The sequence below is a fragment of the Acidicapsa dinghuensis genome (assembly GCF_025685685.1).
Classification (GTDB): Bacteria; Acidobacteriota; Terriglobia; order Terriglobales; family Acidobacteriaceae; genus Acidicapsa; species Acidicapsa dinghuensis.
The window spans coordinates 1,109,129-1,121,355 of sequence record NZ_JAGSYH010000002.1 but is presented as its reverse complement, the minus strand read 5'-3'; the positions used below and the strand labels follow the sequence as shown (position 1 = coordinate 1,121,355).

At 57.5% G+C, this 12,227-nt stretch carries 8 protein-coding genes; 3 read left to right on the top strand and 5 right to left on the bottom strand.

What is annotated here, in order from left to right:
* Nucleotides 1-181: 181 nt before the first annotated feature.
* Entirely contained in the window at nucleotides 182-649 is a 468-nt protein-coding gene (locus OHL22_RS08280) for a MarR family winged helix-turn-helix transcriptional regulator (RefSeq protein ID WP_263335332.1), read from the bottom strand.
* Nucleotides 650-683: 34 nt separating this feature from the next.
* Here OHL22_RS08280 and OHL22_RS08275 point away from each other — a divergent pair, with 34 nt between their 5' ends.
* Nucleotides 684-2,282 (top strand): DHA2 family efflux MFS transporter permease subunit, encoded by a 1,599-nt coding sequence (locus OHL22_RS08275; RefSeq protein WP_263335329.1) that lies wholly within the window; start codon nucleotides 684-686, stop codon nucleotides 2,280-2,282.
* 929 nt (nucleotides 2,283-3,211) lie between these two features.
* On the opposite strand, the gene OHL22_RS08270 is transcribed toward OHL22_RS08275, so the two are convergent.
* The 3 genes from OHL22_RS08270 to OHL22_RS08260 form a co-directional block, all read right to left on the bottom strand.
* Entirely contained in the window at nucleotides 3,212-3,460 is a 249-nt protein-coding gene (locus OHL22_RS08270) for a hypothetical protein (RefSeq protein ID WP_263335326.1), read from the bottom strand.
* 410 nt (nucleotides 3,461-3,870) lie between these two features.
* Nucleotides 3,871-4,779, bottom strand: a complete 909-nt coding sequence (locus tag OHL22_RS08265; RefSeq protein WP_317890888.1) for a ParB/RepB/Spo0J family partition protein — start codon at nucleotides 4,777-4,779, stop codon at nucleotides 3,871-3,873.
* Between the two features lie 545 nt (nucleotides 4,780-5,324).
* On the bottom strand, nucleotides 5,325-6,185 hold the full coding sequence (locus OHL22_RS08260) for a ParA family protein (protein WP_263335321.1): 861 nt from the start codon (nucleotides 6,183-6,185) through the stop codon (nucleotides 5,325-5,327).
* Between the two features lie 126 nt (nucleotides 6,186-6,311).
* Between OHL22_RS08260 and OHL22_RS08255 the strand changes: the two genes are divergently transcribed.
* A complete protein-coding gene (locus OHL22_RS08255) occupies nucleotides 6,312-6,683 on the top strand; it encodes a hypothetical protein (RefSeq protein ID WP_263335318.1) in 372 nt (123 codons plus the stop codon).
* Between the two features lie 58 nt (nucleotides 6,684-6,741).
* Here OHL22_RS08255 and rsmG read toward each other — a convergent pair whose 3' ends face one another.
* The gene (gene rsmG, locus OHL22_RS08250; RefSeq protein ID WP_263335316.1) at nucleotides 6,742-7,392 is read right to left on the bottom strand and encodes a 16S rRNA (guanine(527)-N(7))-methyltransferase RsmG; all 651 of its coding nucleotides are present in this window, start codon (nucleotides 7,390-7,392) and stop codon (nucleotides 6,742-6,744) included.
* A gap of 872 nt (nucleotides 7,393-8,264) precedes the next feature.
* Here rsmG and OHL22_RS08245 point away from each other — a divergent pair.
* A complete protein-coding gene (locus OHL22_RS08245) occupies nucleotides 8,265-12,038 on the top strand; it encodes a YCF48-related protein (RefSeq protein WP_263335314.1) in 3,774 nt (1,257 codons plus the stop codon).
* Nucleotides 12,039-12,227 lie beyond the last annotated feature (189 nt).

Here is a 12,227-nt window from a genome sequence, read left to right as displayed (position 1 = left end):
CGGTTGCACTTGCTCTTCCGTCTGTCATCCCCGAAGGGGATCTGCTTCTCCCGATCCCTCACAGCACACATGCGCCAAAGGCGCATCTCATACCAGCCCAGGGCAAAGCCAGCCTGACAAAGTCAGACGCGACGCCCTGGGTTGAGATCCCCCATCAACCAAAGCGGGCTGAAGGCCCGCCTCATCCCTCTTCGGTCAGATTCCCAAGACAGGTCTCCAGCACCTTAATAACCGCCGCCAGCTTCTGCGGAGGAATATCCTGCCACAGCTTCGACTCAATGCTGCGCAAAACCCGATCCGCCGTCTTCAAAATCTTTTCCCCCTCGGGAGTCAGCGTGGCCGTAAGGATGCGGTCATTAACCTGATCCTTCTCACGAACAATCCACCCAGCCTCTTCCGCCCGCTGAATCAGCGCCTGCGCGGACTGCGGCGTAATTTCACATAAACGAGAGAGCTGAGCACCCGAGCTGCCCGGCGCATGACGAATCGTCCCCAGCAGCCGCACCTGCGCCGTAGTCACTCCATAAGGCTGCAGCCGCTCATTCATCCGCGCGCGAAACTCCGTCATGATGCGCTTCATGAGCTTTGTGACCCTGCGCTCGTCCTCGTCCAACTCGTTTTCGAATTCACCGGCCGTTCGTTTCGTCATTATCAGTCTCCTGATATAGTATCAGGAGACTGATATGCCTGAACACGTTTCCGCCTTTGCCAACTGGAAACCGAAGCATAATCCCTGGGCCGTTGCCCTGACGGTGACGCTCGCCACGTTTATGGAGGTGCTCGACACCTCCATCGCCAACGTAGCCCTCCCGCATATCGCCGGCTCCGTCGGCGCCAGCGAAGACGAAGCCACATGGGTGCTCACCAGCTACCTCGTCGCCAGCGCAGTCATCCTGCCCATCTCCGGATGGCTCGCCACGCGCTTCGGCCGTAAGCGGTTTTACATGGCCTGCGTCATGATGTTCACCTTCTGCTCCCTGCTGTGCGGCCTCGCGCCCACGCTGCCCATCCTGATTCTCGCGCGCGTACTCCAGGGGCTGGGCGGCGGCGGCCTCGCGCCAAGTGAACAGGCCATTCTCGCCGACACCTTCCCCACCGAAAAGCGCGGCCAGGCCTTTGCCGTCTATGGCATGGCAGTCGTCTTCGCCCCCGCCATCGGGCCTACGCTCGGCGGATGGATCACCGACAACTTCAACTGGCACTGGATCTTCTTCATCAACCTGCCCGTAGGCCTGCTCTCCCTATGGCTGTCAAATCGAATGGTCGAAGATCCGCCGCACCTCATCGAGCAGCGCAAGGCCTCAAAAGGCTTAAAGGTCGATTTCGCCGGACTCGGCCTCGTCGGCATCGGCGTCGGCCTGCTTGAATACACACTCGACAAAGGCCAGGAAAAAGACTGGTTCAGCGACATCGGCATCCGCACCACATTTGCCACAGCCATCGTGCTGATCATCCTGTTTGTCTGGTGGGAGTGGCGTCATCCCGACCCAATCGTCGATATCCGTCTCCTGAAAAACCGCAACTTCGGCACAGCAGTATTTCTGCAGTTGATCCTCGGCATGGTCCTCTTCGGATCGACCGTGCTCATTCCGCAATATCTCCAAACGCTGCTCGGATACACAGCGCAGCAGGCGGGCATGGTCCTCTCGCCCGCAGGCTTTGTGCTCATGTTCATGATGATGGTCGCAGGGCGCATCGTGGGCAAGGTAGACGCGCGAGCACTCGCGGCCTTTGGCTACTTCTGTACGGCGATTGGCGTGTTTAACCTCACCCGGCTTGACCTGCTGACCTCCTTCGGCGCGGCAACCGAGTGGCGCATGCTGCAGGTTATGGCGTTGCCCTTCATCTTCATCCCTATCAGCACGCTCAACTACGTAGGCGTGCCGCTCGAAAAGAACAACCAGATCTCGAGCCTCTCAAACTTCGCACGCAACATCGGCGGCAGCGCCGGCACAGCGCTGCTCACCACATTCATCGCCCGCACCTCACAGACACACCAGCAGTCACTCGGCGCGCATGCGGTACAAGGCAGCGTGGCGTACATGGGATACATCGATCGCATCACCCAGCTATTAGTGATGCGCGGCCTCTCTGTCGCGCAGGCAGGACAAGCGGCAGTAGGTGAGGCCTATCGCGAGCTGCAACTACAGTCAACGATGCTCAGCTACAAAAACGCCTTCGTCGTCCTAGCAGCAGCCTTGTTCTTCCTCGCCCCACTACCCTTCATCATGCGCAAACCCCAGCCAAGAGAACTCCCCTCACCAGAAGCAGCCGGCCACTAAAGCATTTCTAAATCAGCGCAGACGTAGCCCAAAGATGCGCAGGGTGCCCCCGGTCTCGATTCTGAGACCGGGGAACCACTACCGCTGGCGTCACTACAGTCCAGCACTTGGTTTGTTGTTGCCCTTGCTTTTCTATCTGTCATCCCCGAAGGGGATCTGCTTTTTCTTTTGTTCTTGTTATTGCTTTTGTAGTTGCTGTTGTCTTTGTAGTTGCGGTTGCCTTTCTGTCTGTCATCCCCGAAGGGGATCTGCTTCTCCCCAAAACAACATCAAACTCCACAACCGCGCATCAGCCAATGCGCCAAAAGGCGCATCTCATACCAGCCCAGGGCAAAATAGCCCAGACGAATCGCAAGATTCGGCTGGCATGACGCCCTGGGTTAGCATCCCAAAAATCCCAAGCGGGCTGAAGGGCCGCCTCATCCCACTGCCCACTCAAGAATTTTCACCGGAAAACGCAGGCGTTCACAACCCAGATTCATGTGCAGCACGAACCCAAAGAAGCGAGCAGCACTCAAACCCCTCAGAAAGAAGAAGACCGGCCGCACAGAAAGCAAAAAGGTAGGCCGGGGATTCATCCCCGGCATCAACCCACGCCATCAACGAGGGGCTTCAGCCCCCGAGGCGAGCATCTCAATCGTCTCAGTAGCCTCGGAAGTTGGATGCCCCAGGTCTCGATTTTGAGACCTGGGAACCGCCACCTTCCGCACCACCGCCAACCCAGGAATCAAATTCGCGCAAAGCGCGAACCAGAGAGAGGCAGGAGTTTCAACCTCCGCATAAACTCACCACCAATCCCCGCCAACCGATGGCCTGAGGCCAAGCGCCAAAGGCGTGTACAATCCCAGCCCAGGACAAAGTGCATTCGTGAGCGCCAGAGTTCGACGAATCGCGGCACCCTAGGTGCGCAATCCCTCAAGAAGCCTGACCTAGCATAAAATTTCCACCCCTGGCTCGCCTGGCGTGATTAGCGCACGAAGGATATCTGTGGCGTAATTTCGAAGTTCGGCTTTCGTTTGGCCAATATATTCCGCAGTCGCCTTTTGATCATCGAGTAATCCAGCATCCTGTATAGCCGCTGAATAATTCGCTCGTATCCAAAGCAGTTCAAAGTCGCGCGTGTAGTCCAAAGGATCAAGCTCTTCCGCGAGAATCCTGCGTGCCAGTTGCCGGGCCAAGCGAATACATGCCTCCTCGTACGAAATCCTCTTTAGGCCCGCTTCTATCATGAACCGCGGCAATATCTGATCCGTTTCCCACCCCGACGGTCGTATCAGAGCTGCCATCCGAAGAATGTTCGCGCCATCCAGCCCGGCCTCCAGAGCATCGCACGCAAGCTCCGGCATCTCCTCCGCACCAATCATCCCCAGCGCAAGCTTTGCTTCAACAATTCGCGGATCGAAGGACATGCGTCAAGCATAAGTACAACTCAACCGAGCGTCCACTCCGATAACCGCTGTCACCTTTTCTTATCTGCGGGGAGTCTCGATTCTGAGACCTGGGAACCACCAAAGCCCGCACCACCACAGAGAAAAAAGCGCGGACCGGAGAAAACAGCGGCTTCAGCCCAGGGCCTTGCACACCCACACTATCGCGAAGCGATCATCTCCAGCAGCGAATCAAAATCCTCCAGCCGCCCATACTCGATAATCACCCTCCCGCGCCCGTTCCTGTCCTCGATCTTCACCCGCAGCCCCAGCGCCCGCTGCAAACGCTCCTGCGCCTCCCGCACATTCGGATCGATCACCGGCTGCTTGATAATCTCGTCCGGCCTCGCAGGCCGCTCCGGAAACAACATATTCTGCACCATCGTCTCCGTCTGGCGAACATTAAGCGAAAGTTGTAATATTTGTTTTGCAGCCCGCTCAACATCCTCTCCGTGCTCCAGCGCCAACAAAACCTTCGCGTGACTAAAGCTCAGGATTCCCGACGAAACCTTGTCCTGCACCGATTCCGGCAATTTCAGCAGGCGAAGAAAATTTGAGACCGTTCCCCGATCCTTGCCCGTCCGATGCGCCATCTGCTCCTGCGTCATTCCAAACTCGCGCCCCAGGCGTTCAAACGCCCGCGCCTGTTCTATGGGATTCAGGTCCGCACGCTGCAGGTTTTCGATGATCGTAATCTCCATCGCCTGCTCATCCGAAACCTGCCGCAAGATCGCCGGAATCGTAGCCTTACCCGCACGCTGCGAAGCCAGCCATCGCCGCTCACCGGCAATCAACTGGTACTTCCCACCCGGCATCGTCCTCACCAGGATCGGCTGGATCACTCCATTCACCGCCACCGATTCGGCCAGCTCCGCCAGCAGCTTCTCGTCAAAATGCGTCCGCGTCTGGTAGGGATTCCGCTCAATTTCCCCAATAGGGATCTCCAGCGGCTTCCCCGTCTCTGCCTCCGCCTTCAAACCAGTAACCGCTCCCGCCGCCGGCGCAACCCGCGGCAGCAACGAATCCAATCCCTTACCTAACGCCCGACGCTTCGCATCCACCGAACTCACCACATCACCCTCGGAGCCGGGCCACCAAACCGGCCACCGCTCCGCCTTTCACCCTTAAATCTCAAGCTTCAAAATCCAAAATCCTGCCTAACTCTAAATGGGGGTGCCCCATCCTTTCGGCGTTCTATGCCAAAAGGGTGGGAAACAGCCTAAGCTCGCACACCCACGCCGTAAAACCCTCTTCGCGCGAAAGCGCGAATCGTTCTTGCCGTTCCGTCGCTTTTGAGTTGCCCTTGCTTTTCTGTCTGTCATCCCCGAAGGAGATCTGCTTTCTTCTAATTCATCCAAAATCCGCTTCCAACTTGCCTGCAATTACCCCAAAATCCGCTAAACTAACCCCGGACCGGCTCTATCCTCCCGATCCCACCAACCAAATTGCTCCACGTGGAGCAATTTCCCCCTGTCCCAAATCCTCATTTTGCTCCACGTGGAACATTCTCCCAAGGGCAGCCTCACCAAATTTGCTCCACGTGGAACATTTTCGGGTCAATCCAACATCAGCCCCGCCATCAATTGCTCCACGTGGAGCAATTTGCCTCTGACCATCATCCATAAGGCCAGAAACGCACCGTCTTCGACGTTTTTCCGGCAGCTGCCGCTTCGGCTGCAGCCGCCTTGCGCGCCTCCGCCTTCGGATTCGGAATATTATTCCGTTCCATATATTCAGCCGCCAGCTCAAAATACGCTTCGGTCCCACGCGACCGCGGATCGTACAGTGCCACAGGCTTCCCGTGGCTCGGCGCCTCCGCCAGCCGGATATTACGCGGAATTACCGTCTTGAACAGCCGTTCTTTGAAAAACTCCCGCAGCGTCTCCGTCACCTGCTGGGCCAGGTTGGTGCGGTCGTCATACATCGTCAGCAACACACCCTCAATCGTGAGCCGCGGATTGAAGCTGGCTCGAACACGCTCCAGGGTCGACACTAGTTCGGAAATGCCTTCGAGTGCAAAGTATTCGGCCTGCATGGGCACAATCAGGCTGTCGGCTGCGGAGAGCGAATTTAAGGTCAGCAGATCCAATGCCGGCGGACAGTCGAGCACGATCAGGTCATACTCTCCCTGCAATGGCTCCAGTACTTTGTGAAGACGCAGTGCGCGATCTTCCGCGTTGGCCAGTTCAATGTTGGCGCCGGTCAGATTCTTGCTGCCCGGCAGCAGCGTAAGATTTTCGACCTGCGTGGGCAGCAGCACTTCTTTGGCAGTGGCGTCGCCGGTGAGCACGTCATATATAGAGTGCCGCTCATCGTCGCGCGGAAAGCCGATGCCACTGGTGGCATTGGCCTGCGGATCGCAATCGACGAGCAGGATTTTCAATCCGTTGAGAGCGAGGCACGAGGCGAGATTGATGGCGGTGGTGGTTTTACCGACGCCACCTTTTTGATTGACGATTCCGAGGATTTTACCCATGGGAATCCAGAGTATCCGGTTGGATTGAGGGGTTGACATTGGATGGATTTGCGAATTTTGTGGAGAACTTTCTGTAACTAACGGCGGACCGGTTGTAAGTAATGGAAATGATGTGAGTTGCAGGGCATGCTGGAACGCACAGGAACGCAGGCCGGGCTGTGGACGGCGGTGGAAATGTCGGTTGCTTGTGACGCAGAAAAGATGCAACGGCAGGGAAATGTTCCATGGGGAACATTTTTGGCAAACAGGGAAGGGTGGAAGGAAACGGAACGGATTGCTCCACGTGGAGCAATCCAGGTAGGGGTGATGTTCCATGTGAAGCAATTGCGTAGAGATGCGAAAGGTGAAATTGCTCTACGTGGAGCAATTCCGGAGTTGGGTTTTGGATGTTGGAGTGTTCCACGTGGAGCAATTTGTGGCCTGGCTGAACGAGGTACGATGGCTAGTGCATTGCTCTACGTAGAGCAATGCACGGCGAACGGCAATAAACTGCATTGAATGGGGAAAATATTGGGTTAAACGGTAAATACGCTTTCTTTAATTAAATGTGGAGCAATCAGGAAGAGGGGAGAAGTTGACCCTGGAGGAGGATTCGGTCAGTGCCGGGTGGGAGCGAATGGTGGGGCTGCCAGGTGAAGCGGAGGGATTTGGGCTGAGTGGATTGTGCAGCCAGCAACTCGATAGTGGCGGCGTCGGAGCGGGTGGTGAGGATGGCTAACCAACCGGAAGGGGCGAGGAGCTGGATGGCTGCTGAGATGGCCTGTTGCATGTTGTCGACGGCGCGGAGGGTGATGCAGGCGAATTTTGTGGGGAGGGTTTCGGCGCGGGCGGCGTGGATGGTGACGTTGGGAAGTGCGAGGGTGCGGACGGCTTCGCGGAGGAAGGCGGCTTTTTTGTGCTGCGACTCGGCGAGGGTGACAGGCAGCTCTGGGTGAAGGATGGCGATGGGAAGTCCGGGAAAACCGGCGCCGGAACCGAAGTCGAGTAAATTGGAAACGTTTTCAGGAAGAAAATGGGCGGCGAGGATGGATTCGAGGAAGTGGCGGCTCAGAATGCCGTCCTCGTCGCGGATGGCGGTGAGGTTGGTGCGGGCGTTCCATTTCTGGAGGAGGGTCAGGTAGGCGGTGAATCTTGCGGATTGGTCTTCGGTGAGGGGTGGGGAGTTGGCCTCGGCGAGAAGTTGGTTGAGGCGGGCGACGGGAGCCATAAGGAGATTTTAGTGTGAGCCAGGGGTCAGAGATCAGGGGTCAGAGATCAATTTGGCCGCAGTGAATCGGCATCGGCCTGGTTCGCAGCAGAGAGATATTGGAGATTCGCCTTTGCGCGAAGGTGTTTTCTGATGTGTGGTGGTGCGGACGGTGGTGGTTCCCACCCTTTCGGCACGGAAAGCCGAAAGGATGGGGCACCCTGCCTCTTCAGGAAAAAGCAGATTCCCCTGAGGGGAATGACAGAAAGAAAGGCAAAAACGGTTTGTGTTTGCGCGCGAATGTGGACCCATATCTCTTCGGGAGATGGGGAACTCAGCGAGATGAAAATGAGGCGGGCCTTCAGCCCGCGTGGGTTGTCGGGAGGATGTTAACTCAGGCCTTCACGCGCACGGAACGCCTTTGGCTTTCCGTGCGGCTGTTACTGCCTGGGCTGGTATGAGATGCGCCTTTGGCGCATTGGCTGATGCGCGGTTGTGGAGTTTGATGTTGTTTGAGGGAGAAACAGATCCCCTTCGGGGATGACAGACAGAAAAGCAAGGGCAAATGCAAAGACAAAAGCAGATCCTTCGCTTCTCCACCCCACGGACGAAGACCTGTCCGCGGGGCCCCGGTTTGCTCAGGATGACAAATCTTGGTGGTGGTGCGCACGGTGGTGGTTCCCCGGTCTCAGAATCGAGAATGGGGGCATCCGCGGGTGTGAAGTGTGAAAAGCCAAGGTTGACGATGCATGCTCGTGAATGGCCTGTTCTCTCCTGAAGACGCAGAACTGCGACCAGATGATTGGGGCGTTGCGCGGGGGCTTTGTTCGGGTTAGGCTCGTTGTTATTTCTGAGTTACCGGAATCTGCGATTGCTGGCGGAGCTTGGAACGTATGGCGAGCCAGAGTGGGAAAAGACGTTGGAGTTTCGGTGCGGCGCTGATGCCTGCGGACCGGGCTGGGCAGAGGCGGCTTTTTGTCTTTGCCGGTTCGCTGGTGATGCTGGCGCTTGCTGCGTGGCTGGCGTGGAGGCAATCCGTTCCACCGCAATTTGAAGAGAGGCCGACGCCACTGAGCTGGCGGTGGTGGAGTATGCTCCTCGAAGAGCGCTCTGTGCTTCGACCTGCGGTTACCTCCAACAATTTGGCCGCAGTCACCTTTGTCACGCCGCGATTGGGTTGGGCGGTGGGCAAGAACGGCACGATCATTCACACCGAGGATGGAGGCGCGAGCTGGAAGTGGCAGGCCAGCGACGCTTCGAATGTTCTCAATTCGGTGACCTTTGTTACGCCGCGATTGGGTTGGGCGGTGGGTAGCATCGGTACGATTCTGCACACCGAGGACGGAGGAGCGAACTGGCAGGGGCAGGCCAGCAATACTTCTGACGAGCTCAATTCCGTGACCTTTGCCACGCCGCAGTTGGGGTGGGCAGTTGGAACCAATGGTACTATCCTGCACACCAAAGATGGGGGCGCGAACTGGGAAAGGCAAGCCAGCAATGCTTCGGACGATCTCCGTTCGGTGAAGTTTGCTACGCCGCAGTCGGGCTGGGCGGTGGGCAGCAACGGCGCGATTCTGCACACCGAGGACGGAGGCGCAAACTGGAAGAGGCAGACCAGCGGTGGTTCGAACTATCTCTACTCCGTAACCTTCATCACTCCGCAGTCAGGGTGGGCAGTAGGTAGCAGCGGCACGATTCTGCACACGGAAGATGGGGGTGCGAACTGGAAGAGGCAGACGAGCAATACTTCGGCCCATCTCACTTCCGTAACCTTCGCCACGCCACAGTCAGGGTGGGCGGCGGGCACGAACGGCACAATTCTGCACACGGAGGATGGAGGTGTGAGCTGGAACCAACAGATCAGCAGAACTCCGTACCTTCTCTCTTCGGTCAACTTTGCCACGCCACAGTTGGGATGGGCGGTGGGCGACGAAGGGATAATTCTTCACACCGAGGATAGGGGCGCGAGCTGGAAGAAGCAGGCTGATATTTCCTCAGACTCTCTTTATTCGGTGACCTTTGCTACGCCTCAGTCGGGGTGGGCGGTAAGTTTCAACGGCACGATCCTGCATACCGAGGATGGAGGCACGAGCTGGAAGAGGCAGGCCACCAATGATTCGGACGTTCTCAATTCAGTCACCTTTGCTACGCCTCAGTCGGGGTGGGCGGTGGGGTGGAACGGCACGATTCTACATACCGAGAACGGGGGCGTGAGCTGGACCAGGCAGGCCAGCTATACTTCGGCCGGTCTTGATTCCGTGGCCTTTGCAGGGACGCAGATGGGCTGGGCTGTGGGTCTGAACGGTACGATCTTGCATACCGAGGATGGGGGCGTCAACTGGAAGAGCCAGGCCAATGCTCCGAACAATTTCATTTCTGTGACCTTTGCCACTCCGCAGTCGGGGTCGGCAGTGGGTACCGGCGGCACAATCCTACATACCGAGGATGGGGGTGTGAGCTGGAAGAGGCAGATCAGCAATACTGCGAACATTTTCACTTCGGTCACCTTTGCCACTCCGCAGTCGGGCTGGGTGGTGGGTGACGAAGGGATGATTCTGCACACCGAGGATGGGGGTGTGAGCTGGAGGAGACAGGCAAGCCCTGATACCGAAAATCTTGATTGCGTAACATTTGTTACGCCTCGGTCAGGATGGGCTGTGGGAACCAATGGCACGATCCTACATACCGACGATGCGGGCGCGAGCTGGTCGAGACAAACAGGCCATACCAAGGAAGGTCTCCATTCCGTAGCTTTTGTAACGTCACAGTCGGGATGGGTTGTGGGATGGGGAGGCACGATCCTGCATACGGAGGATGGGGGGAAGCACTGGCGGTGGATGGGGTATCGGCGATGGCCGGCTCCGTGGTTTTATCTGGCGATGGCGATTTGCGCTGCAGGGATGGTCTATGGATGCTGGCCTGTGCCTCCTGCGGCGCTGGAGAGCATTGAGGAGATTGCCAACTCTGATCTGCCGATTACGACGCTCAAAGAGGACACGCTTAACTATGGCGTGCTGGTGAAGAGGTTAGCGCGGTTCATTCAGAATCCTAAAACGTCACCACCGCTTGTTCTCTCGTTGCAGGCTCCCTGGGGCATGGGCAAGAGCTCAATGATGCGGATGCTTGAGTCGGAACTGAAGGAGAAGCGCGCCGCGCTGACGGTTTGGTTTAATGCATGGCATCACCAGAAAGAAGATCAACTGCTTGCATGCCTGATGGAAGCGGTGCAGAAGCAGGCTGTGCCTGCGTGGTTCACGCCTGTGGGAATTTCGTTTCGCCTGGATCTGCTGCGTGTGCGGCTGTTTGGGAATCGGGACCGGCTGGCGCTTACGGTGCTTGCGCTGGGTGCTCTGGCGTCGTCTTCGCTGTGGCTGCCGATATTTCATGTTCCCCACTCGAATTGGGCGAACTGGGCCAGGGGCGGCGGAGCCGTGGTGCTGACGTGGCTGGTGCTGCAGCCGTTGCGAGCCTTTAAGACCGACCCTGAGAAGCTGATGGACAGAACAGGCGAGTGGGCGCGGCGGACGGTGAAGGATCTGTTGACGCTGCCGTCGCTGGTGGGCAAGACGGATGTGCGGGAGGAGTTTGCGGCCAATCTGAAAGATGTGGTGGAGGCGCTGGAGCCGCAGCGGCTGGTGATCTTTCTGGATGATCTGGATCGATGCCGTCCGGAGCAGGTGATTCAGATACTGGAGGCGATCAACTTTCTCAGTTCTGTGTCGAAGTGCTTCGTGTTTGTAGGCGCGGATTACGAGAAGGTGGAGGCGCTGGCAGCGCAGCAGTTTGAAGCGATCGCGGTGCAGGAGTTTGAGAACCGGGAGAAGTTCAAGAACAGGAGGCAGGCGGGGGGACCAAATGAAGTGGACCCGGTGCAACTGCGCGTGGATTATGCGCGGTTATACATGCGGAAGATTATCAACCTGCGGCTGAATCTGAAACGCTCAGAGTCGCTGGACCTGAAGGACTTTTTGAGCGCGAGACCACAGGAGTTTCACGGATGGGAGCGCCTGAAGCAGAGAGCGATGATGACTGTTGGCGCTATTGCGCTTGGCGCGATCGCGTTCTTCGCATTCTTGTATCCACAGAGCGGCAGTGACGCGGAGAAGACGCAGATAAGCACGATGACTGCGGCGGTTCCGGAGCATCCAGCGAAGGCGGTACCTGGCGAGGCAGGAGTTGCAGCGCCAGAGAATGGTCCGAGTGCGCAACAGCCTGTTGCGAAGCCTATGACGGTGGCAGCAGACATTGATCGCGACGAGGTGGGATGGGAAGGCGGCAAGTGGGTGATTGGTGGGACTGCGGTTTTGCTGGCGGCGGGGTTTCTGATCTATTGGTTCAGCAGACCGAAGCAGCAGGCGGAGGCAGAGGATCCGCAGAGCTTCGCGGAGGCGCTAAGGGAGAAGTCGGGATCAATTTTGGAGAACTGCCGCGCGCCGCGCGAGGTGCGACGATTCCTGAATTATCTGAGGCTGGTGGCGGGGCAGGCGGGTGAGTCTTCGACAGAAAGTGCTGAAGGATTGCGGAAGCGATTCAAGGATTTTGACCGGCAGCTCGTGGCGCTGGCCACGAACACGGGGCACGATGCGGAGTTGGATGTGCGGCGGTTTTATGAAAGCCAATGCGAATTGTTTGGGCTTGATCCGGCTACGTTCAGGCCGATTGAGTGAGTGCTGGAGAATTTTGACTATCTGCTGATCGGATTTCGGGAGCTAGTGGATGGCGGTTAGTCATAGAGGGACGGTAGATCAGGGACCCAGGGCTGAGACCGCGTTTTGTTGTGCGGAAATTTCAGGAGCATAAATGCCCTGCTCTCTCTGGTTCGTGCTTTGCGCGAAGGTGTTTTCTGATCTGTGGTG